The following is a 23,852-nucleotide window of genomic DNA, read 5'->3' as shown; positions in this document are numbered from 1 at the left end:
CGGCTCTCGCCATGGCGCGCAAATCACGCTATGGCGGCGGCAAAGGAGATTTCGCATGACAGATCAGAACGGCCGCGAAGAGGGCGCCGCATCCATGGAGGCCGAAGCGGGCACAGAGGTGGGAACAGTGGTTGGCGCCGAGATGGGCGCAGAGGCATTGACCCGCGTGCAGGCGTCGAAACCGCGGGGCCTGTTCGGGGTGATGATGTTGGCGCTCTTGGGGGCGATCTTGCTCTATATCGGTTTGGGCGGCGGCTCGCAGATGGGCTTTGGCTGGCGGCTATATATGCTGGCGATGGGGGCGGGGGCGCTTTGGGTGGCGCGGGCGATGGCGCGGGCGACGCGCGGCGCGATTGTGTTGACCCGAGACGCGGTTGTGTTCGAGGACGCGGCGGGCGATCTGTCGGTGGTTGTGCCGATTGCCGATGTGGTCTCGGTCGAGCGCGGCACTTTCGCCAACAAACCCTCCAACGGGTTTTCCTTGCGGCTGCGCACAGGGCAGGCCCGCGCATGGCGCCCCGGATTGTGGTGGCGCATGGGCAAACGCGTCGGGGTTGGCGGGGTGGCCGCAGGGGCGCAAACCAAAGCCATGGCCGATATGATCGCCGCAATGATCAACGCGCGCGGGGCGGGCGAGGGCGCATGAGCGCGGCTTTTCGCGGTCTAAGGTGCTGTGACCTTTAAGATAAAACGAAAAAGGCAGGTCTTGCGACCTGCCTTTTGCTTTGTTCTGGGGGCTTCGCTCGCGCTTAGCTTTCCCATTTGAGCTGGGGCGCGAAGCGCGGGCGCGAGAAGACGAAGCTTTCCATATCGTGCTCGTCGATGCCGATTTTGAACACGGGTTTGAAGTGCACGCCGGTTTCGACCACGATCAGCCGGTCGGTGTCGGGCATGACGGGCAGGCGGTTGTCCCAATCCGAGATCGGACCCTCGGGCAGGCCCCCGCGACCGCCGCGCCCTTCGGACCAGACGATTTTATAGCTCTGGTCCGATCCGTCCCAACGCACGACCGAGACGCGCAATTGCGGGCCGGTGGTGCGGGTCAGGAACCCCAAAAGCTCTTGGGTGTTGTCCAGATAGGTGTTGTTGATCTCCAAGGTCTCGCGGCTGAGCATATCGGCGATGGTGAAGGCGGCTTTTTCCGCGACCGAGCGCTGGCGATAGGCATCGAAGAAGCCGTAAGAGGCCATGAAAGCCCAAAACAGGATCGGCAAGATCATCGCCGTTTCGATGGCGACCGAGGCGCGGGTCTCTTTGCCAAAGCCGCGCAGATGCGCGATCAGGGCATGGAGCGGGCCGCCTTTGGCCGCAGGGGTGGGGGTCATTGCATCCATCTCGCTTACCTCGGTTCTTGCACGTAGGCAGTGGTTGCGATCATCGCGGCCTGTCCGCCGTCTTGGGTGGCCAGATCCTTGCCCAGACCCGAAAGCGGGAAGACGGGGTCGAATTTGACACAGGCGCGCAGGACCATTGTGGTGTTGGCACCGCCAGCGCGGAAGTTACGCACGGGCGAGACCTCTTCGGCCTTGTCGGTGCAATCGGTATCTCCGGGCATGGCGGAATAGTTGCGCATATCCACCGGCAGCATCTCAAGCTTGAGGTTGGTCATGCAGTCGGGGATGAAGCCCGCATAGGTGCATACGCTCTCTTTGAGGTCGCCATGCGAGGGGGCAAAGGTCGGCCCGATCCGCAGGTCACGCACCGCCATGTCCAACCCGCGCTCCAGCAAAGAGTGGCGGAAGTTGATCATGCCGATCTCGACACCGGAGAGGAGCATGAAGACGAACATTGGAAACATGATTGCGAATTCCAGCGTCGCGGTCCCGTCCTCTTGCCGGCGCAGGCGCCGAAGGGATTTTTTGACGATACGGATCATTGTGTCAGTCTCAACTGGTTAATCTGGCGGGCGATCGATTTGAACGCTTCTTCGATCTCGATGCCTTCCACACGGAAGAAGTGGCTCGGCGAGGAGGCGCAGTTTTCCATCACGTCGGCGCCATTGTTGCTGACTTCGAAGCCGATGGACCAGATCACGATGCCTTTGGCCTTGGCGGCGTCACAGATATTGTCGAGCAGCGCATCGCCTTGGGATTTGACGTATTTGGTGTAATACCAGCTGCTCGAATTGCGCACACGGGCGGCCTGCAGGTAGTAGTTAAAGTTGTAACGGTCCCAGTGCACATAGTCGCTGTCGCTGTCATAGGCCCAATTGGCGATCCGTTGGGTCGAAGAGTTTTCCCCGTCGGTCATCAAGATGATGGTTTTGAGGGTCTCGACATCCGAATAGGATTTCGGGCGGCCCGAGAATATGGGGTCGGCTTTGCCCGCAGAGGCAAGGCTCGACACGATGCCCTGTGTCGAAGGGTCAAGCAAGGCAACGCCCCATTTCATCCCTTGGTAGATCGCGGTGCCGGAAATCGGGCGCAGGGAGTCGATCTTGTTCTTGAGCGCGGCATTGTCCTGGCTGAACGCGGTCACGGTGTTTTGCGGACGCGGGCTGAGATCTTGGACGTGGCGGCTGTCTTGGCTCAGCGGGCAAACCGCATCTTGCAGATCCTGATCGCGGCCACCGTAGTAGTTCCACTCGAAATGCTGCATCTGGTCATAGCGATAAGAGCTGCTGATCGTGGTGGTGCTGAAATCGCTGTCGCGCATTTCGACGCAATGGCTGAAATCATGGCGGTGGTTGGTGTTCGGCAGACGGTCAAAGATCTCCTCGCCCAAGTTCACATGCTCCGAATAGGGCACGATGCTGAGCGAGATACGGTCCTCGTTCTCTTCGCGGATCACCGTATCGACAAAGGTTTTGGCCGCTTCGCGCAGGTTCTGGATACGGCTGTTTTCCTTCATGGAGCCGGAGATATCGAGCACCATCGAGATTTCCACATGGCCGATCTTTTCCTCGGCCTCGCCGTAAGCGGGGGCTTCAAAGGTATCGACGCCGATCATGTGGATGAATTGGGTTTTTACGCGGGCTGTGGCGTGGGCGGACACCGTGCGGTAATTGATCCCCTGATCGACATTGATATTGGTCAGGAATTGCTCCATCCCCGATTTACGGAAGTAATCGGTGACCACATCGGCCGGTTCAAGCTCTTGATCAAGGTCCGCCGCGGCCAGAACAGCGCGGTCAAGCGTGTGCTGCAAACGGGTGCGGTTCATCTCGAAGGCCATCAGGTCGACCCCGATGCCCCCGACGATCATCATCGCCAGAAAGATATAAACTGCCAAAGCCACCATTGTGCCGTCTTCTTCGCGCACAAAGTGTTTCAGGAAAGCCTTGTCGTCGATGCGGTCTGCGTCACCCAACGCGCGCCGTTTCTTGATTGCCCCGAAAGCTGTCAGTTTCATTTCAATGCCCTTTACTCGTTTCGCGCCGCTCTGGGATTCTCCCTCAAAAGACGCTTTTCGCACCCTCAACTTATGCTCAACCACTATGGCAAGAATGGGGCGCGCGCGTGCCCAAACCGAGGGGTTTATAAGCAATTGCAGTGACATTGCGCGGCGCGGGGCGGCGATTGTTTCGGCGGGCGAAACGATGGGCGGCGCGGGGCGGCTTGGGGGCGTGATCTGCCTCAAATCGGCCCTAGGGTCAGCCGCCATAAGGTGATTCGTGTTCAAAAAGACAGGTAAGGATGAATCAAAGGTTAATGCGGGCGGGGGTATCGCGCGAAAGATGGCCCGCGCCTTTTGCCCCGATCGGGCGCTGGGCGGGCCTGCGCGTTTGTGCGGGGCTGCGGGGTTGACCTGCGGGGCGGGGCGTTTGCGGGTCTGCGCGGTCTGCGCGACGCTTTCTTGCAGTGGTTAACCTTACAGTGACCAGTTTGCGCCTTAAGTGATGCAATGCGCCACCATACCCCGTGCGGGGGGATGCGGGCGCGGTCCGGCGTGGTCCGGCCTTAAGAGGAGAACGGCGATGAGCCAAACAGTCGAGACCCAAAACAGCGCGGCCAGCGAGCCGAGTTTTCGCGAGAGCGTGGATTTGATGTTCAACCGCGCCGTGGCGCTGATGGACCTGCCGCCAGGTCTGGAGGAGAAAATCCGCGTCTGCAACGCCACCTATACGGTGCGTTTCGGCGTGCGCCTGCGCGGCAAGATCCAGACCTTTACCGGCTATCGCTCGGTGCATTCCGATCACATGGAGCCGGTCAAGGGCGGCATTCGCTATGCGCTCAGCGTGCATCAGGACGAGGTCGAGGCGCTGGCGGCGCTGATGACCTATAAATGCGCCTTGGTCGAGGCGCCCTTTGGCGGCTCCAAAGGCGGGCTGTGCATCGATCCGCGCGAATATGACGAGCACGAGCTTGAACAGGTCACGCGCCGCTTTGCCTATGAGCTGGCCAAACGCGACCTGATCCATCCGTCGCAAAACGTGCCCGCCCCCGATATGGGCACGGGCGAGCGCGAGATGGCGTGGATCGCCGATCAATATGCGCGCATGAACACCACAGATATCAACGCCAAGGCCTGCGTCACCGGCAAGCCGCTCAATGCGGGCGGCATCGCGGGGCGGGTCGAGGCCACGGGGCGCGGGGTGCAATATGCGTTGCGCGAATTCTTCCGCCACCCCGAAGACATCGCCGCCGCGCATCTGTCCGGCACGCTGGGCGATCAGCGCATCATCGTGCAGGGTCTTGGCAATGTGGGCTATCACGCGGCCAAATTCCTCTCCGAAGAGGACGGGGCCAAGATCATCGGCATCATCGAACATGACGGCGCCTTGCATGACCCCGAGGGGATCAATGTCGAGGCGGTGCGCGACTGGATCGTCACACATGGCGGCGTGGCCGGATATCCCCATGCCGCCCATGCCAAACAAAGCGCCGAGGTTCTGGAGGAGGCCTGCGATATCCTCATCCCTGCCGCGCTCGAAGCGGTGATCAACCTCGGCAATGCCGAGCGCATCAAGGCCAAGCTGATCATCGAGGCCGCCAACGGGCCGGTGACCGCAGGGGCCGATGACATCCTGCGCAAAAAGGGCGTGGTGATCATTCCCGATATGTATGCCAATGCGGGCGGGGTGACGGTTTCCTATTTCGAATGGGTCAAGAACCTGTCGCATATCCGCTTTGGCCGCATGCAGCGGCGCCAAGAAGAGGCGCGCCACCAATTGGTGATCGACGAGCTCGAGCAGCTCTCCGAGGCCATGGGCGGCAAATGGTCGGTCTCGGACGGGTTTCGCGAGAAATACCTGCGCGGCGCGGATGAGCTGGAGCTGGTGCGCTCGGGTCTCGATGACACGATGCGCATCGCCTATCAGGCCATGCGCAAGGTCTGGCACGAGCGCGAGGATGTCGAGGACCTGCGCACGGCGGCCTATCTGGTGGCGATCGAAAAGGTTGCGGCCTCTTACCGCGCCAAAGGGCTTTGAGCATCGCCGCGCGCGCCGCGCGGTTATCCACAAGAACCTGCCCGCCCGCGTGCCGCTTAGGGCGCGCGGGCGGCGCTGGGCTCTAGACTCTGGGCGCGGGCGGGCCAATATAGGGCCATGAGCCTACCACCGGGATTCTTGGACGAGTTGCGCAGCCGAACCTCGCTTAGTCAGGTTGTCGGGCGCAAAGTCATGTGGGATGCGCGCAAATCCAATCAGGGCAAGGGCGACATGTGGGCGCCATGCCCCTTCCACCAAGAAAAATCCGCCTCTTTCCACGTCGATGACCGCAAGGGCTACTATTACTGCTTTGGCTGTCACGCCAAGGGCGATGCGATCTCCTTTGTGCGCGAGACCGAGAATGTCGATTTCATGGAGGCGGTGAAAATCCTCGCGCAGGAATGCGGCCTGCCGATGCCCGCGCGCGATCCGCAGGCCCAGCAAAAGGCCGACCGCAATGCGCAACTGGCCGAGGTGATGGAAATGGCGGTGCAATATTTCCGCCTGCAACTGCGCACCGGCGCGGCGGGGCCTGCGCGTGACTATCTTGTGCGGCGCGGTCTGGATGAGGCGGCGCAAGAGCGCTTTGGCATCGGGTTTGCGCCGGAGGGCTGGCAAAACCTGTGGGACCATCTGCGGGCGAAAAACGTGCCCGAAGAGTTGATCCTCGGGGCCGGATTGGCCAAGGCCAGCACCAAGGGCAAAAAGCCCTATGACACTTTCCGCAACCGCATCATGTTCCCGATCCGCGACGGGCGCGGGCGCGCCATTGCCTTTGGCGGGCGGGCGATGGACCCCAATGACAACGCCAAATATCTCAACTCGCCTGAGACGGCGCTGTTTGACAAGGGCCGCTCGCTTTACAACCAAGGCCCCGCGCGCGAGGCGGCGGGCAAGGGGCAGGCGCTGGTCGTGGCCGAGGGCTATATGGATGTGATTGCCCTGTCCGAGGCGGGGTTCGGCGCGGCGGTGGCGCCTTTGGGCACGGCGGTGACCGAGCATCAACTGGCGCTGTTGTGGCGCATCTCGCCCGAGCCGGTGATCGCGCTCGACGGCGATGCCGCCGGTTTGCGCGCCGCGATGCGGGTGATCGATCTGGCGCTGCCTTTGCTGGAGGCGGGCAAATCCTTGCGCTTTGCGATCATGCCCGAGGGCAAGGACCCCGATGATGTGATCCGCTCCAATGGTGCGGCGGCGATGGGGGAGTTGATCGACGGGGCGGTGCCGATGGTCGATCTGTTGTGGCAGCGCGAGACCGAGGGCAAGAATTTCGACAGTCCCGAGCGCAAGGCGGGGCTCGACAAGGCGCTGCGCGAGAAGATCAAACTGATCCGCGATCCGTCGATCCGCAAACATTACGGCGAGGCGATCAAGGAATTGCGCTGGGCGCTGTTCCGGCCCAATCGCGGGCAGGGCGGCGGCGCGGGGGCGGGCAGCGCCAAACAGGGCGGCGGCACATGGACGCCGCGGCGCGCGGGCGGCGCAGGGCGCGGCAAATGGCAGGCCCCGCCGCAGCCGCCGACCCAAGGCGCAAAGGCCTCGGCCCTCGTGGGGGCCGATCCGAAGGCGCAGGATCATTTGCGTGTCGGGGTGATCTTGGCCAGCCTCATCGCCACGCCGCAGGTGGTCGAGAGCTTCCGCCGCCGCATCGCGCGGATGCAATGCACGGGCGCCGAGCACGGCCCGCTGCGCGATCTGGTGCTGCGCCATGCCGAGGCGGCCTTGCTTGAGGCCGCGCAAGATGAGGTGCATGATGAGGCCGCGCCGCAGGAGGGCCGCCTTGACGGCGCGCGCGAAGACGCAATCGAGGACGCGCCGCCCGTGGTCGTCCCCCCCGCGCCGCAGGCACAGACCCCGCCGCAGGCGCAGATGCCACCGCCGCAGGACGGGTTCGCACCCGACTATGACGCCGCTTTCGGCCCTGCGCCCGATGCGGAAGGCTTTGCCGATGAGGGCGCGCCGATGGAGGAGATGCCCTTTGAGGCAATCCCCGAGGACGCCTATGCGATGGAAGCCGCGATGGATCATCTGGCCCCCGAGGAGCGCGGCGAGGAGGCCGCCGCCGAGAGATTTGCCGCCAGCTTTGAGAGCTATGCTGGCGCCGATGTCGCCGCCAGCGCCGCGCAGGGGGCAGGGCCGCAGAGCGGTGATGTACGGGGCGGTGATGATGGGGGCGGCGCTCACGCGGGCGGCGCTTGGCTGCCGCCGGTTCTGGCCGCCGCGCCGCGCAACCGCGCCGCCGAAATCCTATGCGCAAAGATTTCCCAAGAAATCGGGCGCGGCGCTCTTGAACGGCTGATGGCGCAGCCCCATGTGCGCATCTGCCCGCCGGTGCGCCGTCCGGGCGATCTGGAACGCGCGGAAATGACCTTGGCCGAAGAGCTTGCCAAGCTGGAGGCGCGGCGCGGGTTGGCGGCGGAGGTGCGCGAGGCGGAGGAAGATTTTATCCATGTCGAGGACGAGACGCTGACATGGCGTTTGGCGCAGGCCGCCGAGGCCCATGATCGCGCCGCGCGCAGCCAGCAAGAGGACAAGGCCGAATATGACATGGGCGAGAACGGCGCCCCGATCAACCGCGACGAGCGCAGCGCGCTGGATGCGTTGATGCAAACGATCCGCTTCGAGAAGAAACGCCGCTGAGCGCGGGCCGAGCGCTGCGGGGGCGGGGATGTGGAAGCAAACCGGCAAGAGGCGCCGCTGCCTGCGGCGCGCAAGACAGGCGCCGGTTTTGGGGCTTTTGTGCCTCGCCGCCGGTAAAAAGCGCCCTATTTACCACGGGGCGGGACGATGATGACGATTCGGTAAACAAATCGGGCTAATGGGGACGTGCGAATCACCCTGATCCACGTTATTGATTCGGGTTAAGCGAATCGAATCACCCGCCCGCCAAAGCGCTAGCGCAGGAGCACCCTATGGCCGCCAAAGACAACGACGACGCCAAGACCGACGATCAGGACGCCGAAGGCTCGCTCGATATGAGCCAAGCCGCCGTCAAGAAGATGATCGCGGAGGCGCGCGAAAAAGGCTATATCACTTACGACCAGCTCAATCAGGTTCTGCCCCCCGATCAGGTGAGTTCGGAGCAGATCGAAGATGTGATGTCGATGCTGTCGGAGATGGGCATCAACATCATCGAGGACGAGGACGCCGAGGAAGAAGAGAGCAAATCGACCGCCGTGGTCGATGCCAGTTCGAATCGCGATGTCACCCTGTCCTCGGGCACCTCGGAAAAGCTCGACCGCACGGATGATCCGGTGCGCATGTATCTGCGCGAAATGGGCTCGGTCGAGCTTTTGTCGCGCGAGGGCGAGATCGCGATTGCCAAACGCATCGAGGCGGGCCGCAATACGATGATCCTCGGGCTGTGCGAAAGCCCGCTGACCTTCCAAGCGATCACCATCTGGCGCGACGAACTTTTGTCCGAGGATATCTTGCTGCGCGATGTGATCGATCTGGAGACCACCTTTGGCGACCAGATGGGCGAAGACGACGACGAGGCCCCCGTTGTGGCCAATGTCGGCGCAGCGCCTGCGGCCTCGGAGGGCGAGGAGACCAAGCAAGAGCTGGACGCCGACGGCAATCCGATTGCCGTTGATGACGATGACGACGAGGACGAACAGGCCAATATGAGCCTTGCGGCGATGGAAGCCGCGTTGAAGCCGTCGGTTCTCGAAACGCTCGACCGCATCGCCGAGGACTACATCCACCTGTCCGAAATGCAGGACAGCCGGATTTCCGCGACGCTCAACGAGGACGACAGCTTTAACGACAAGGACGAAGCGACCTATCAAAAGCTGCGCTCCGAGATCGTCGAACTGGTCAACGGGCTGCACCTGCATAACAACCGCATCGAGGCCCTGATCGACCAGCTTTACGGCATCAACCGCCGGATCATGCAGATCGACAGCGCCATGGTGAAATTGGCCGACCAAGCGCGGATCAACCGCCGCGAGTTTGTGGACGAGTATCGCGGCCGCGAGCTTGACCCCACATGGCTTGAGGAAATGGGCGAGAAATCCGGTCGCGGCTGGCAGATGTTCTTTGAACGCTCCTCCGACAAGGTCGAGGAATTGCGCGCCGATATGGCGCAGGTCGGCCAGTATATCGGTTTGGATATCTCCGAATTCCGCCGCATCGTGCAGCAGGTCCAGAAGGGCGAGAAAGAGGCCCGTCAGGCCAAGAAGGAAATGGTCGAGGCCAACCTGCGCCTCGTGATCTCCATCGCCAAGAAATACACCAACCGCGGTTTGCAATTCCTTGATCTCATTCAGGAAGGCAATATCGGCCTGATGAAGGCCGTGGATAAATTCGAATACCGGCGCGGGTATAAATTCTCGACCTATGCGACATGGTGGATCCGTCAGGCGATCACCCGCTCGATCGCCGATCAGGCGCGCACCATCCGTATTCCGGTGCATATGATCGAGACGATCAACAAACTGGTGCGCACCGGCCGCCAGATGCTCCACGAGATCGGCCGCGAACCGACGCCCGAGGAATTGGCCGAAAAGCTGCAAATGCCGCTCGAAAAGGTCCGCAAGGTGATGAAAATCGCCAAGGAGCCGATTTCGCTCGAAACGCCGATTGGCGACGAGGAAGACAGCCAGCTTGGCGATTTCATCGAAGACAAGAACGCGGTTCTGCCGCTGGACAGCGCCATTCAGGAAAACCTCAAGGAAACCACGACGCGGGTCCTGTCCTCGCTCACCCCGCGCGAGGAACGTGTGCTGCGGATGCGCTTCGGCATCGGGATGAACACCGACCACACGCTCGAAGAGGTCGGCCAACAGTTCAGCGTGACGCGCGAGCGGATCCGGCAGATCGAAGCCAAGGCACTTCGCAAGCTCAAACACCCGTCGCGGTCGCGCAAATTGCGCAGTTTCCTCGATCAATAAGCAAAAGCGCCCTGCGGGGCGCTTTTTGTTTTCGGCGGCGCGGCGCGAGGATTGGGGCGCATCGGCGGCGCGCCATATGGTCCATGCGGGCGATGCTGGCTATGCTCTTGCCATAGCGCCCAGATTTGCGCCACACTGTGCCCATGATCCCCCATGCCCCATCGCCTGCGCTCAGCTTGATCGACCGTCTCGGGCAGACCGATTTGGGCCAGCGCGCCGTGATCGTGCATGCCTCCGAGACATGGTTCGCGGCGCTGCGCGAGGACCGGTTCGATTTTTTCACCAAGCTGGCCGCCAAGGCGCGCGCCGAGGGGCATAAGGCGTTTTTGATCCGCGCAGAGCGCAAGGCCTCGCAGCGCCTGCTGGAGCAGCCGCATCTGCATATCCTCATCGGTCCGCACAGCCCGCAAGCCCCGCATATCCTGCACGCGCATCCGCATTACATCTGGGGCTTTTGGATGCTCGACCCGATGGGGGTGCATGGCCGCGCGGCGCAGGCGGGGCGCGTTTTTGACCCCGATGTGATCGACCACCATGCGGCGCGGTATTTTTTCAACGGGGTCAGCGGCTATATGCGGCGCGAGAATGTCAGCAAACTGGCCCAGCCCGCGCCCTCCGCCGCGCCGCTCGATCCGGCCTATGCGGCGATTTTTGCCCAAGATATCGACCATTTCAAACAGCCGCAGCACTATATGTCCGCCGCCGAGATGATCAGCGCAGTGGCCGAGGCCGCCAAGGGGCGCCGCGTCTATCTCAAATTGCATCCGGCGGGGGATGCGGGGCGGGGCGCCGATCTGGCGGCCCATGCGGCGCGCTGCGGCGTGACGCCCAGCACGGCTTCGGTGCATGATCTGATCGCCGCCAGCGACCGCATCGTGACCCAGACCAGCGCCGTGGGGTTCGAGGCCTTGATGCATGAAAAACCGGTGATCCTGTGCGGGCGCACCGATTACCATCACGCCGCTTGGGTGGCCGAGGATCCGGTCGATCTGCCCCGCGCGGTCGAGGCGGCGCCGGTGGCTTTGGCCAGCTTCCCCTATGCCGATTATTTCTACTGGGCTTTGGCGATGCACGGGTTTGAACCGGCCAAGCCGGAGTTCGAGGCGCGGGTCTGGGCGCTGTGCAAGGCGCATATGCCGCGCCTGTGACATTCGGGGCGATGGACCTGCGCGCCGCGGCGGCGTAGAGTTGCACCACGTCTGTATTGCGAGGATGTGCCATGACGCTTTCCCATCTCTCTTCTCGCGCGGTGCGCTTTGCCTTGGCTTGCCTCGTTGCTGTCCCCCCGTTGGCCGCGGCGGCGGGAGATCTTTACCGCGCCCAGAACGGGCTAGACATCACCGCCACGGGCGCGGGTGCCTTTGCCGTAGAGCGCAGCGGCGGCGCAGGCCCGCGCGAGACATGGTGCGCGGCCTCCGACTATGCGGCGCGGCGGCTCGGGGCGCGCGGCGCGGCGCGGCTCTATCTGGCCGAGGGCGCAGGGGCGCGCGGTCCGGTGCATTTTACCCTCACCGCCCCTGCGGATGGCGGCACGCGGTTGGGGCAGGGCGGCAATTATTCGGTGCGCCTCGATCTGGCGGGTTTTCACATGTCGCAAATCCATGCCGAGGCCCTGTGCCGTCTGCGCGAGGATGATCCGCCGTGGATCTTGTGATCTGCTGATCCGGTGATTTTGTGATGCGGCTTGCCCAAAGGGCAGTTTGCGGCGTAATCTGCATTAATTTCGAAGGGCAGAGCATTGTTACAGAACGTATTTTCCATCCAAACTCACGGTCAGGGCCTTTATGAATTCACCCGCGATGTGGCGCGCTGGATCGCCTGCGGCACGCTCAGCGACGGGCTGTTGACGCTTTTTGTGCGCCATACCTCTTGCTCGTTGCTCATTCAGGAGAACGCCGATCCCGAGGTGCAAAGCGATCTGCGCGCCTATTTCGCCCGCCTCGTGCCGCCGACCAGCGATCCGTCGATGTCCTATCTCACCCACACCTATGAGGGTCCCGACGACATGCCCGCCCATATCAAGGCCGCGATGATGCCCGTGTCGGTGTCGATCCCCGTGGCCGACGGGCGGATGCGCCTTGGCACATGGCAGGGGATTTATTTGTTCGAGCATCGCGATGCGCCCCATACCCGCCAGATTGCAGCGCATCTTGCGGGCTGACTTTTGCTCTACCCAAAGGGTGGTGGCTGTCCTATAGTGGCGGTGGACAGGCGGTGGGGCGCCGCTATATCCGCGCGCCCGCACCCCATGATTGCACAGAAGTGACAAGAGGACCCGGCCAATGCGTTGCCCGTTTTGTGGAAATATTGATACCCAAGTCAAAGACAGCCGTCCGGCCGAAGACCATGTTTCGATCCGTCGCCGCCGGTTTTGCCCCGCATGTGGCGGCCGTTTCACGACCTATGAGCGTGTGCAGCTGCGCGATCTGGTGGTTCTCAAAACCAACGGGCGGCGCGAGGATTTCGACCGTGACAAGCTGGAGCGTTCGATCCGCATCGCCTTGCAAAAACGTCCCATCGAACAAGAGCGCATGGACCAGATGATTTCGGGCATCGTGCGCCGTCTGGAAAGCATGGGCGAGACGGATATCCCGTCCAAACTCATCGGCGAGATCGTGATGGAGGCTTTGGCCCGTATCGATACCGTGGCCTATGTGCGCTTTGCCAGCGTCTATAAAAACTTCCAAGCGGCGGATGATTTCGATAAATTCGTCTCGGAATTGCGGCCGAACGTCGAACCCGAAGCGTGAGCCAAACCGATCACCGCTACATGGCGCTTGCCCTTTCTTTGGGGCGGCGCGGGCAGGGGGCGACATGGCCCAATCCTGCGGTCGGCTGTGTGATCGTCAACGCGGGCCGGATCGTCGGGCGCGGCTGGACCGCGGCGGGCGGGCGGCCCCATGCCGAACCTGCCGCCTTGGCCCAAGCAGGTGCGGCAGCGCGCGGCGCGACGGCCTATGTCACGCTGGAGCCTTGCGCCCATACCGGACAAACCCGGCCCTGCGCGCAGGCCCTGATCGATGCGGGCGTGGCGCGGGTTGTGGCGCCGCTCGAAGACGTGGATGCGCGCGTGTCGGGGCAGGGGTTTGCGATGCTGCGCGCGGCGGGCATCGAGGTCACCACTGGCATATTGACCGCCGAGGCCGCCCGCGATCACGCCGGATTTTTCATGACACGCGAGCAAGGCCGCCCCTTGGTCACGCTCAAACTGGCGTCCAGCTTTGACGGGCGCATTGCCACGGCCTCGGGCGAGAGCCAATGGATCACGGGGCCGCAGGCGCGCCGTTTGGTGCATTTGCAACGCGCCAGCCATGATGCGGTTATGGTCGGCGGCGGCACGGCGCGGGCCGATGATCCGACGCTGACGGTGCGCGATCTGGGCGTCGCGCGCCAACCTGTGCGTGTGGTGGTTTCGCGGCGATTGGATATGCCACTGCTGAGCAATCTGGCGCGCACGGCGGGCGAGGTGCCGTTGTGGCTGGTGCATGGGGCCGATGCCGATCCGGCGCTGCGCCAAGCGTGGGAGGGCATGGGCGCAAGGCTCATCGAAGTGCGCGGGGCGGGCCGGATGCTGGATGCGGGCGATATTTTGGCCAAGCTGGGCGCGGCGGGTTTGACGCGGGTGTTTTGCGAGGGCGGCGGCGCTTTGGCCGCCTCGCTCTTGGGGGCCGATCTGGTGGATCAACTGATCGGCTTTACCGCCGGTCTGGCCTTGGGGGCCGAGGGGCGCCCGAGCCTGAGCGCCATGGGCGTCGAGCGTCTTGGCGATGCGCCGCGCTTTAAACTGTGCGAGACGCGGGCCGTGGGCAATGATGTGTTGCACATCTGGCGGCGCGCCGAGCTTTAGCGCCCTAGCGCCACCAATGCGCGCGGCTGGCCATCAGCCCTTGCAGTTTCGACAGCACTCTGAGCGCGGGCCCTGCGGCGCCGGTTTGCCCAGCGGCGAGGCGCTCGGCCACCACTTCGGGCGGGCAGGGGCGGCGCGTGATCGGATCGACATAGCGCGGATAATCGATCAGCGCCGCATGGACCAGCGCCGCAAGGCTCACGGGATTTTGCGCGGGGCTGCGCGCGCGGCGCACCGGCACGGGGCCAAGGTCTGTCGTCAGCCCCCATCCGGCATAAAACGGCGCACCAAGGCAGGTGACCGGCACCGAGCGCATCAAGGCCTCAAACCCCAGCCCAGACGTCATGGTCCAGACCTCATCGACCTGTCCCAACAGGGCGGCGGGATCGCTTTGAGGCAGGGGATGCGCGCCAAGGCGGGCCAGCGCCGCCTCGGGCACCGCACCTTGGCGCAGGCCCGCCTCCACATCGGGGTGGGGTTTATAGAGCAGCACCGCATCGGGGCGGGCGGCGCGCACCGCCTCCAGCAGCGCCAGATTGGTCGCCACATCGCGGGTGCCAAGCCGGATCGAGGCGTCATCCTCGACCTGCCCCGGCACCAGAATGCGCGGGCCCTCGGGCACTCCGTCCAGATCGGGCGCGCGGCGCGTCAGGTTGTATTTGCTCAGCCCCGCTTTGGTGATCTGCGCCATCAAACGTTCGGCGCGCAGGGCCTGATCGGGGCGTAACCTGTCGGCGCGCGCGTGGATCATCCGCTCCAGACGGCTCTCGCGGGTGGGATCGTAATAAAGCCCGAGATCGTCCAAGACCAAAGACAGCGGCGCGGTGAGCGCCGCGCCCAATCCTTTGGAGCGCAAAAAACCGTCCTCAAGATGCCATGCCCCCTCGGGCGCATCTTGCGGCGCGCCCCAGACCATATGCGGGCGGTCCTCATCAAGGGGGGTATCGGTGAAGCGCAGGGGCTTTTGCGCGCCGAAAAACCCTTGCAAGGCGCGCCGTTTCCACAGGCGCATTCCCGATGCGGTCCATCCTTTGCCATCCTCGCGGTGGGCGCGGGTCTCGGCCTCCAGCGCGGCGATGACCTCTTCGATCTGGCAGGCTTTGCCGCGGTAAGGGTCGAACCAATGCGGGTAAAGCATCATCACGGCGGCAAACATCTGCACCCGCGTCAGGCTGCGCGTGCGGCGGGTGAGCGGGTTGGGGTGGCGCTCGTCGCTCAGGCCCCAGCCGCTGTAGAAGGGCTGGCCGAAGACTTGCGGGCGGTGACCGGCCACAATGGCCTCGAACCCCATTTGCGAAGTGACGGTATAGACCGCAATCGCCCCCTCAAGCAGGGCATGAGGGCTGTGGTTTTCGGTGAGGAGCGTGACGCGGCCTTTTGGGTCTTGGGCGTCTTGGGGGCCGAAATATCCGGCGCGGTGGCCTGCGGCGGTTTCGGGGTGGGTCTTGATCACGATGCGCGCGGCGGGGTGATCCTCCATGGCGTAATAGAGCATCTCGCGAAAGCTGTTGGCATCGGCCCCGCCAAGGCGCACCGAGGCATCGCCGCGGGTCTGGTCGATGACCAGAACATAGCCCGCCTCGGGCGCGGGCAGGGCGGGGTCGTTGGCGCTGTATTTGCTCAGATGCGCCTCGCGGATGCGTGCCATGGCGCCGCGCGCCCGCGACAATAGCGCCGCATCATCAAGCGGATCGGTCATCAAAAGATGTTCCAGATCAGAAGGTTGCGCCGCATCAAACATTACGCCGCGGGTGTCGATGGTCAGGCCCAAGGGCGGCTCGCCGCTGCGCCCGGGACGCAAGGAGCGCAAGGGCGCATCCTCGATGCGCACAATCGGCAGGCCGGTTTTTTGTGCCATTGCCTCGCCGCGTTTGGCATAGGGGCTATGGCCCCAAACGCCGATCACATCGCCTTCGCGCGGGCGGGCGGTATAGCCGAAAACCGGCCGGTAACCGGCGCTGCGCAAAATCGCGCGGATGCGCGGGCTGCGGATAAATCCGAGGGTGTAATAAAGCAGCCGCCGGTTGGAGAGACCGGCGGCTGTGTTTTGCGGAGCATCCATCATTTGGGACGACCCACGAGGTTTAGTTGCCCGCGAGCGAGTTGATCGAATTGATCGGGGTAAGCGAGCCGGTGATCGCGCCAATGGTTTTGTTCCACTGGGTGAAGGGCGCTTCGGTCACATAGAGCGTATCGCCGTCGCGGATCACGAAATCGCGGGCCATGAACATGCCGTTGGGTTTGGTCAGGTCCAGCACATAGACAAGGCGCTGCGCCCCGATCAGATCGCTGCGGCCCATCAATTGATTGGCGATCTCCGCAGGCTCGTTGCGCAGAACGAACACGCCGGTGGGATCGGCCGCCGTGGGGACCAAACCGCCGACTTGGGCGATGGCTTCGAGCGCGCTGAGCGTTTGGGTCTCGAAGGTCACGCGGGCCTGACCCGATGTGGCGCCAAGCGCGGTAAAGGCGCGGGTGTCGGCCTCGATCAAGATGCGATCCCCGCCGCGCAGGGCGATGTCGTTTTGCGGATGTTTGTAGAGGTCCTGAAACCAGATCTCGCCGCGTTCCTTGCCGCGGATCACGGTGATCTGTGCGGTTTCGGGCTCAATGGTAATGCCGCCCGCGCGGGCCAGCATTGCCGAAAGCGTGCGGGTGGGGCGCTCGATCGCATAGACGCCTTGGCCGCCGATGGCGCCGACGAGGCTGACGGTCGAACCGTCACCGGCAAGGCGGCGGACCTGCACTTGCGGGCTGGGGGTCTGGCCTTCGAGCTTGGTGGAAATGATCCGGCGGATGGCTTCGGGGGTGTTGCCCGCCGCGCGGATGCGGCCCGCGTAGGGGACGAAAATGAAACCGGCGCCATCGACTTGCACCTCTTCGAGCACCGCCGAGTTTTGCCCTTCGCCGACCAAAAGCCCGTCATCGACGTTTTCCCAAATGGTCAGGCCCAGCGTGTCACCGGGGCGGATGGTGTCCGATCCGATCTGGCCTGCGTTCAAGAAGGCGTTGGAAAAGCCGAGCGCGGGGGTGAACGCGGTGGCGCGGGTCACGCGGTCATTGACCGCCACGACAAAGGCATCGCCTTCCTTTTGCACGGAACCTGCGAAAATCTCGCGTTTATTGGGGCCTACACGCGGCAAACCGCAAGAGGATACGACGGCCAGAGCGGCCACAAGCGCGATGCCACGCGCCCATTTTGTGGAATGGGTTTTCACTGCTCGGGTCTCCTCGACCTGATATTTCTGCCTCATTGCGCCTCGTTTTTCGGGCACTTTGGAGCAAGGCTAGCCCAGCCGATTGCAAAAATCCAGCATTTGCGCGGGGTTGGAGGGCAAAGCTGCGCCAATGTGTGGCCTTAGGGCCGCGCGGGGGGGGCGGACCGCAAGGTGTTGTGGGCGGCGATATGCGCGCCGCTAGATTTGGAAAGGGATCCGGCGCGATTTGGGTGCAGATGGGGCAGGCACAGGTTTGCGGCCCCTATTAAGGCGCGCGCCGCCCGCGGACGGTTCGGCCCTAATTGACCACCCGCAGCGATTGGCGCGGCGCGGCAGAGCCCGACGCCAGCGCGTCATAGGGATCTTCGGCAGAGAGCATCATATCGACCACTTGGCGCATCAATTGCCGCCGCCCGCGCGCCGAATAAAACCCGCCCGCGATCTGGCTGGTTTCCAACAAATAGCGCCGGTAATCGGTATAGGCGCGCCGGTCGGGGCGGCCCGCGCCTGCGAAGAACTCGGGCAGGGGCTGGGTCGAGACAAACTCGGGCTTGGCATAGACCGCATCGCCAAAGGTCTTGAGCGGGATGCCGCGCCACAGGACCTGCTGCGCGGCGGTGGAATTGACGGTGACGGCGGTGCGCGCATCGTTCAAGAGCTGCGCCAGCTTGCCGCCGCGCACCCAATGCACACGGCCCTTGAGACCGTAAGCCTTGGCCAGCCGCTTGACCTCGCGGCGCAGCGGCACGCGGCCATCTTCGAGCGGGTGGGATTTGAACACCAGATGGTGATGGCTCGGCGCGCCTTCGGCAAACCCGCGGATCACCACGTCGAGAAAATCGGTCATGGTGGCAAAGGGCGAATGCATCTGGAACGAGCTGTCATGCTCGAGCTGCAAGAGCGCGAGGTGATAGGGAAAGCCGCCGTTGCGAATGCGGAAGGTGGCGATCATCCGGTCCACGGCCTGCGCAGGCATGAGCAGCAAGCGTTTGATATAAAGCTGGAATTCCTTGCCCACCCCAAGCGCGCGGTGGGGGCGGAAATTGCGGTAATCGCCGTTTCGGAACATCACGAACCAATGATAGAGCGCGCCGTAGAACACATGCTGGCGCATATCGCCCCAGCGCGCGGGCGGCACCGGCGTGTCCATATCGGAGTTTTCGAGCACGCGGCGCATGTCCTCGACGCTCATCTCCATCAGGCGCGAATGCCCGTTCGATCCGCCGCGCTCATAGGTGACCCAATAGGGCCGCATATAGCCCTCTTCGAACACATGCACCGTCAGCCCTGCGGCGCGGGCGCGGGTGACGGCCTGCGCGTGGATCTGCCGTGTGTCGCCGTAAAGCACGATATCGGTGATGCCCTTGTCGGTGCACAGCGCGTCAAAGGTCGCGGGCCATTCCTCTTGGGTGCCGCGAAAGGGGATGTAGGAGGCCGGATGGAACCAAAAGGCGCGATCACCCGCGTTAAAGCCGACGCGCCAGACTTCGGCCCCCGCAAGGCGCAACATCTTGCCCAGCTTGTGGAAAAACGGCCCGTGCGGCCCTTGCAAAAACAGGAATTTGCGCGGCGCCGAGGGGTCGGTCGGCGCGGCGGTGCTGTGCGGTGGATGGTGGCGGCTCTTGCTCATGCCTTGCTCTTATCCCACGGGTCCTTTCGACCTTCTTAGCGGGAAGTTTCGGCAAAATTAAGGCGTCTGTTCCCCCAACGTGCCCTTGGCTTGTAATTACGTTGCGCCCGCGCTACCTCAAAGGCGCAATCGAGGGCGCAGCGCCGAGGAGAAAACCGATGTTCACAGGTATCATCACCGATATCGGCCGTGTGGCCCAATTGGAGCAACGCGGCGATCTGCGCGCGCGGATCGAGACGGGGTATGACACCAAGGGCATCGCGCTTGGGGCCTCGATCGCCTCGGATGGGGTGTGCTTGACGGTGATCGAAACCGGCAAGGATTGGTATGATGCCGAGATCAGCGCCGAAACCGTCGCCAAAACCAATCTGGCCGATTGGACCGTTGGGCGGCGCGTGAACCTCGAACGGGCGCTCAAAGTGGGCGACGAATTGGGCGGGCATATCGTGTCGGGCCATGTGGACGGCGTGGCCGAGATCGTGGGAATGCAAGACGAAGGCGACAGCACCCGCGTCACCTTGCGCGCGCCCGAGCATCTGGCGCGCTTTATCGCGCCCAAAGGCTCGGTGGCGCTCAACGGCACGTCTTTGACGGTCAATGAGGTCGATGGATGCGATTTCGGCATCAACTTCATTCCCCATACCAAAGAGGCGACCACTTGGGGCGATGCCAAAGCGGGGGATCGGATCAACCTCGAAATCGACACGCTCGCCCGCTATGTCGCGCGGCTGCAAGAGTTTTCCTAAGACCGCCAGTCACGGCGCCGTTCTGCAGATTGCGGATGCCTCCGGCGGGGATATTTGAGGAACCGGTAAGTCAAAGCGGCGGCGCTTTGCAGGTTCTGAAAATATCCTCGCCGAAGGCATGAGGTTCTTTTGCGCGGCAAATCGCAAACATATTCATAAATTGTATTGCGTTGCCCTGCGGGCGCTCTATCTTGGGCGGCAACAGGGAGAGAGATCATGGCATTTGGCACACCGAACCGGCGCACACTTTTGAAACTGGCGGCAGCTTTGCCGGCTTTTGCGATGGGGGCGGGGCCGATGCGGGCGGCGGTCTTGGGCGCGCCGCAGGGCGGCAATGCGGGGTATTTCCGCTTCGGTTTGGGCGAGATGAAGTTGACGGTCCTGTCGGACGGGTATTTTGCCTTGCCGACCTCGGGGCTTGGGGTGAATGCGCCGCGCGAGGCGGTGGCCGATTTTTTGGCCCAGCATTACCTTGATCTTGAGCAGGGCTATTCGCATACCAACCATCTGTTTATCGACACGGGCGCGGCGCGGATTTTGGTCGATGTCGGCTCGGGCAGCCGCTGGTTCGGCACCGCGGGGCGGCTTTTGGCGAATATGCAGGCGGCGGGGATCGATCCGGCCAGCATCACCCATGTGGTGATCACCCATGCCCATCCCGATCACATCTGGGGCATTCGCGACGATTTCGACGAGGCGATTTTTCCGGATGCCGAATATATCATGGGTGCGGCCGAGCATGCCTATTGGATGCAGGACGGTTTGGCCAATCGCGTCGCCCCCGAAGCGCAGCAATTCGTCGTCGGGGCGGTCAATTCGATCAATTGCGACGGGGTGGATTGGGTGTTGGCCGAAGAGGGCCATGAGATCGTCTCGGGCGTGCGGATGATCGCGACACCGGGCCATACGCCGGGGCATATGTCCTTGCATGTCGAGAGCGGCGGGCAGCAGTTGATCGCGCTTGGCGATTGTATGACCCATGCGCATCTCAACTTCGCCCATCCCGAATGGTTCAACGGCACCGACAGCGACGGCGATCAAACCGTCGCCACGCGCCGTCGGCTTTTGGATCGCGCGGCGGCGGACCGGATTGCGGTTCTGGGCTATCACTTCCCCTTTCCGGGGGTGGGGCATGTGCGCGCCGAGGCGGGGGCCTATCGCTTCCTGCCTGCGCTATGGCAATTCGACTGATCGCAGCGGCGGCTTTACCCTGACCTTTTGCGGCTCTAGTCTTTGGCGGCGTGCTGCGCTATTTGCCATGCAAGCGCAAAAGAGGGAGCTCCCATGCCCGATACCGTCCCATTCGAAACCCCAGGTCCTGTCGAGGAAAACTGGCGCGATGCGATCTCGCCGATCGAGGAGATCATCGAGGATGCGCGCAACGGGCGCATGTTCATTCTGGTCGATCACGAGGACCGCGAGAACGAAGGCGATCTGGTGATCCCTGCGCAGATGGCGACGCCCGAGGCGATCAATTTCATGGCGACCCACGGGCGCGGGTTGATTTGCCTGACCCTGACCTCAGAGCGGATCGAGGCTTTGGGTCTCGAGCTTATGTCGACCAATAATTCCTCGCGTCACGAGACGGCCTTTACGATTTCCATCGAGGCGCGCGAAGGCGTGTCCACCGGCATTTCCGCCCATGACCGCGCCCGCACCGTGGCGGTGGCGATTGATGCGGGCAAAGGGCCGCAAGACATCGCCACGCCTGGTCATGTGTTTCCTTTGCGGGCCCGCGATGGCGGCGTTTTGGTGCGCGCGGGCCATACCGAGGCGGCCGTCGATGTCAGCCGTTTGGCGGGGCTGAACCCCTCGGGGGTGATTTGCGAGATCATGAATGACGATGGCACCATGTCGCGCCTGCCCGATCTGGTGGGATTTGCGCAAAAACACGGGCTGAAGATCGGCACGATTTCCGATCTGATTGCCTACCGTCGCCGCCACGACAACCTTGTGAAACTGATGCGCGAAGAGCAGGTCACGTCGGAATTCGGCGGGGCGTGGAGCATGCGCGTTTACCGCGATGTCACCCAAGGCACCGAACATGTGGCGATGGTCAAAGGCGATCTGTCGGGCGATGCGCCGGTTCTGGTGCGGATGCATGCGATGGACCCGATGAAGGATATGCTGGGCCTTGAGGGCGCGGGGCGGGCGGGCGAATTTGCCGGTGCGATGCGCGCCGTGGCCAAGGAAGGGCGCGGCGTTGTGGTTTTGTTGCGCGATATGCTGGCCAAGCTCGACGCGGGCGCCGATGCCCATCCGCAGACCCTGCGCCAATACGGGCTGGGCGCGCAAATCCTGTCGCAACTGGGGCTGTCAAAGCTGGAGCTTTTGACCAATTCGCCCAAGCCCAATGTCGTCGGGCTTGACGCTTACGGGCTGGAAATCACCGGCACCCGCAAAATCGAGGAGGCTTAAAATATGGCTGGTGCAGAGCAACATTACATCCTGCCGCGTCCCGCATTCGACAAGCCCGTGAAGCTGTTGATCGTGGTGTCGCCCTATTACAAGGACATCGCCGACAATATGATCGCGGGGGCCAAGGCGGAGATCGAGGCCTGCGGCGCGACCTATGATATCGTCGAAGTGCCGGGCGCCTTGGAAATCCCCACCGCCGTGGGCATCGCCGAACGGATGAGCAATTTCGACGGCTATGTGGCGCTTGGCTGCGTTATTCGCGGCGAGACCACCCATTACGATACCGTCTGCAACGACAGCAGCCGCGCGCTGCAACTTTTGGGGCTTCAGGGGCTGTGCATCGGCAATGGCATCCTGACCGTCGAGACCCGCAAACAGGCCGAAGTGCGCGCCGATCCGGCGGATCAAAATAAGGGCGGCGGCGCGGCCGCTGCGGCCTTGCATCTTGTCGCGCTGGCCCGTAAATGGGGCGCTTCGCGCAAGGGGGTCGGTTTTGTCCCCGCGCAAGATGAATACCAGATCGCAGCCACCAGCAAGGGCAACCCCACCGCATGAGCACCGACGACCCTCTCCAGCCCTCCGCCCATACGGATCGCGGCAGCAACCTGTCCGGCAATGCCAAGCGCAAGATGAGATCCGCCGCGCGGCTCTATGCGGTGCAGGCCCTGTTTCAAATGGAAAGCTCCGGCCAGACGGTCGAACGGGTGATGGTCGAATTCGAAGACCACCGTTTTGGCGCGGTCTATGACGGCGATGAAATGCAAGAGGGCGATCCGCGCCATTTTCGCACCGTGATGCAAGATGCGGTGAATTATCAGGCGGCGATTGACCAATTGACCGACCGCGCCTTGGTGGCCAAATGGCCGATCGCACGGATCGATCCGACCCTGCGGGCGCTGTTTCGCGCGGCGGGGGCGGAATTGACCCAAACGGATACGCCGCCTAAAGTGGTGATCACCGAATATGTCGATGTGGCGCGGGCGTTTTTCCCCGAGGGCAAAGAGAGCAAATTCGTCAACGCGGTGCTCGATCATATGGCGCGCGAGGCCAAGCCCGAGGCCTTCTGACCCGCGAGATCTGGGCGCTATACGCCGCTAAGCGGCGCGAAAACGGGCAGTTTCTCGCCCGTTTTGCTGTTTTGGCGCGGTCAAAGCGCAGGGCGGGCACGGCGGGGCTTGTTATATGCCAATTGCCATATATCATGATCGGGCAGGGCTGTGATGTCCTTGCGATCTGATGTGTCGGAGCACTGCCATGCCCAAGCTTATCCGCCTTTATATCATCCAATGCGCCATCGGTTTCGCCATCGCGGCGGCTTTTGTGGCGATGCTGTTGTGGTTTAATATCGCCAATTTGTGGCATCTCGTCTCGACCAGCCCTTCGGGGCTTTTGGCCGTGGTGATCCTTTGGGTCGCGAACGGGATTGTTTTTGCCGCTGTGCAATTCGCCATTGCGGTGATGCGCCTAACGGAGGACGAGTGCCCGCCGCGCGGCGGAAAACGCCAAAGGGTGGCCGCGCTGCGCCCCGCTTTGGTGCGTGCGCAGGCCCCTTCGCCGCAAGAGCGCCGTGGTCATCACCGCCGCTAAGGCGCTTATATCACACAGATTTTTGAAAAGTGGCGGGCCCGCAAACGCAACCGTCCGGATATCTCATTCCCGAGGACCTGTATGTACAGGTGGGTGCCAGATAAAGAGGCCAGGGCCAAAACAGAGCCAGCTCCCTCGGA

At 63.1% G+C, this 23,852-nt stretch carries 20 protein-coding genes and 1 pseudogene; 15 read left to right on the top strand and 6 right to left on the bottom strand.

All coding sequences use genetic code 11. From position 1 onward, the window contains the following. The first annotated feature begins 55 nt into the window (after positions 1-55). Positions 56-646 carry a hypothetical protein gene (locus ABWV64_RS03495; protein ID WP_353342893.1) on the top strand — a complete coding sequence of 197 codons (591 nt, stop codon included), beginning with the start codon at positions 56-58 and terminating at the stop codon, positions 644-646. A gap of 103 nt (positions 647-749) precedes the next feature. Here the strand turns inward: ABWV64_RS03495 and ABWV64_RS03490 are convergent, their stop codons facing one another. Genes ABWV64_RS03490 through ABWV64_RS03480 form a run of 3 tightly spaced genes read right to left on the bottom strand, consistent with a single transcriptional unit; the run spans position 750 to position 3,351 of the window. After that, positions 750-1,325 carry a TadE/TadG family type IV pilus assembly protein gene (locus tag ABWV64_RS03490; protein WP_353342892.1) on the bottom strand — a complete coding sequence of 192 codons (576 nt, stop codon included), beginning with the start codon at positions 1,323-1,325 and terminating at the stop codon, positions 750-752. Between the two features lie 14 nt (positions 1,326-1,339). After that, positions 1,340-1,876: a TadE/TadG family type IV pilus assembly protein gene (locus tag ABWV64_RS03485; RefSeq protein WP_353342891.1), complete on the bottom strand. Its 537-nt coding sequence runs from the start codon at positions 1,874-1,876 to the stop codon at positions 1,340-1,342. After that, positions 1,873-3,351, bottom strand: a complete 1,479-nt coding sequence (locus ABWV64_RS03480; protein ID WP_353342890.1) for a pilus assembly protein TadG-related protein — start codon at positions 3,349-3,351, stop codon at positions 1,873-1,875. The genes ABWV64_RS03485 and ABWV64_RS03480 overlap by 4 nt, the downstream gene beginning before the upstream one ends. 565 nt (positions 3,352-3,916) lie before the next feature. Here ABWV64_RS03480 and ABWV64_RS03475 point away from each other — a divergent pair. The 8 genes and pseudogenes from ABWV64_RS03475 (at position 3,917) to ribD (ending at position 14,113) form a co-directional block, all read left to right on the top strand. Next, positions 3,917-5,371, top strand: coding sequence for a Glu/Leu/Phe/Val family dehydrogenase (locus ABWV64_RS03475; protein ID WP_353342889.1), 1,455 nt, complete (start codon positions 3,917-3,919; stop codon positions 5,369-5,371). 117 nt (positions 5,372-5,488) lie between these two features. Further along, positions 5,489-7,084: pseudogene (gene dnaG / locus ABWV64_RS15970) on the top strand (DNA primase); the annotation flags it as partial. Positions 7,085-8,283: 1,199 nt separating this feature from the next. Continuing rightward, positions 8,284-10,266: an RNA polymerase sigma factor RpoD gene (rpoD, locus tag ABWV64_RS03465; RefSeq protein WP_353342887.1), complete on the top strand. Its 1,983-nt coding sequence runs from the start codon at positions 8,284-8,286 to the stop codon at positions 10,264-10,266. Between the two features lie 143 nt (positions 10,267-10,409). Next, positions 10,410-11,414 carry a capsular polysaccharide export protein, LipB/KpsS family gene (locus ABWV64_RS03460; RefSeq protein ID WP_353344488.1) on the top strand — a complete coding sequence of 335 codons (1,005 nt, stop codon included), beginning with the start codon at positions 10,410-10,412 and terminating at the stop codon, positions 11,412-11,414. A gap of 71 nt (positions 11,415-11,485) precedes the next feature. Beyond that, complete coding sequence (locus tag ABWV64_RS03455; RefSeq protein ID WP_353342886.1) at positions 11,486-11,920, top strand: hypothetical protein; 435 nt, start codon at positions 11,486-11,488, stop codon at positions 11,918-11,920. An 84-nt stretch (positions 11,921-12,004) separates the two neighbouring features. Beyond that, positions 12,005-12,427, top strand: a complete 423-nt coding sequence (locus ABWV64_RS03450) for a secondary thiamine-phosphate synthase enzyme YjbQ (protein ID WP_353342885.1) — start codon at positions 12,005-12,007, stop codon at positions 12,425-12,427. A gap of 121 nt (positions 12,428-12,548) precedes the next feature. Beyond that, a complete protein-coding gene (gene nrdR, locus ABWV64_RS03445) occupies positions 12,549-13,016 on the top strand; it encodes a transcriptional regulator NrdR (protein WP_353342884.1) in 468 nt (155 codons plus the stop codon). Further along, entirely contained in the window at positions 13,013-14,113 is a 1,101-nt protein-coding gene (gene ribD / locus ABWV64_RS03440; protein ID WP_353342883.1) for a bifunctional diaminohydroxyphosphoribosylaminopyrimidine deaminase/5-amino-6-(5-phosphoribosylamino)uracil reductase RibD, read from the top strand. The genes nrdR and ribD overlap by 4 nt, the downstream gene beginning before the upstream one ends. A 4-nt stretch (positions 14,114-14,117) precedes the next feature. Here the strand turns inward: ribD and ABWV64_RS03435 are convergent, their stop codons facing one another. The 3 genes from ABWV64_RS03435 to ABWV64_RS03425 all read right to left on the bottom strand — a co-directional run bounded on the left by ABWV64_RS03435 (position 14,118) and on the right by ABWV64_RS03425 (position 18,961). Then, entirely contained in the window at positions 14,118-16,178 is a 2,061-nt protein-coding gene (locus ABWV64_RS03435) for a capsule polysaccharide biogenesis protein (RefSeq protein ID WP_502902603.1), read from the bottom strand. Positions 16,179-16,197: 19 nt separating this feature from the next. Continuing rightward, positions 16,198-17,367 (bottom strand): polysaccharide biosynthesis/export family protein, encoded by a 1,170-nt coding sequence (locus ABWV64_RS03430; protein WP_353342882.1) that lies wholly within the window; start codon positions 17,365-17,367, stop codon positions 16,198-16,200. Between the two features lie 262 nt (positions 17,368-17,629). After that, on the bottom strand, positions 17,630-18,961 hold the full coding sequence (locus ABWV64_RS03425; protein ID WP_353342881.1) for a capsule polysaccharide biogenesis protein: 1,332 nt from the start codon (positions 18,959-18,961) through the stop codon (positions 17,630-17,632). Between the two features lie 158 nt (positions 18,962-19,119). Between ABWV64_RS03425 and ABWV64_RS03420 the strand changes: the two genes are divergently transcribed. The 6 genes from ABWV64_RS03420 (at position 19,120) to ABWV64_RS03395 (ending at position 23,712) form a co-directional block, all read left to right on the top strand. Continuing rightward, complete coding sequence (locus ABWV64_RS03420) at positions 19,120-19,707, top strand: riboflavin synthase (RefSeq protein WP_353342880.1); 588 nt, start codon at positions 19,120-19,122, stop codon at positions 19,705-19,707. Positions 19,708-19,923: 216 nt separating this feature from the next. Beyond that, complete coding sequence (locus ABWV64_RS03415) at positions 19,924-20,898, top strand: MBL fold metallo-hydrolase (RefSeq protein WP_353342879.1); 975 nt, start codon at positions 19,924-19,926, stop codon at positions 20,896-20,898. Positions 20,899-20,991: 93 nt separating this feature from the next. Beyond that, positions 20,992-22,125: a 3,4-dihydroxy-2-butanone-4-phosphate synthase gene (gene ribB / locus ABWV64_RS03410; protein WP_353342878.1), complete on the top strand. Its 1,134-nt coding sequence runs from the start codon at positions 20,992-20,994 to the stop codon at positions 22,123-22,125. A 3-nt stretch (positions 22,126-22,128) separates the two neighbouring features. Then, a complete protein-coding gene (locus tag ABWV64_RS03405; RefSeq protein ID WP_353342877.1) occupies positions 22,129-22,680 on the top strand; it encodes a 6,7-dimethyl-8-ribityllumazine synthase in 552 nt (183 codons plus the stop codon). Next, positions 22,677-23,192 (top strand): transcription antitermination factor NusB, encoded by a 516-nt coding sequence (gene nusB, locus ABWV64_RS03400; RefSeq protein WP_353342876.1) that lies wholly within the window; start codon positions 22,677-22,679, stop codon positions 23,190-23,192. The genes ABWV64_RS03405 and nusB overlap by 4 nt, the downstream gene beginning before the upstream one ends. Positions 23,193-23,379: 187 nt before the next feature. Further along, the gene (locus ABWV64_RS03395; protein ID WP_353342875.1) at positions 23,380-23,712 is read left to right on the top strand and encodes a hypothetical protein; all 333 of its coding nucleotides are present in this window, start codon (positions 23,380-23,382) and stop codon (positions 23,710-23,712) included. The last annotated feature ends 140 nt before the right edge of the window (positions 23,713-23,852 follow it).

Source organism: Litorivita sp. NS0012-18, assembly GCF_040371945.1.
Classification (GTDB): domain Bacteria; phylum Pseudomonadota; class Alphaproteobacteria; order Rhodobacterales; family Rhodobacteraceae; genus Litorivita.
The sequence above is the reverse complement of the archived record's forward strand: the minus strand, read 5'-3'. Positions and strand labels throughout refer to the sequence as shown.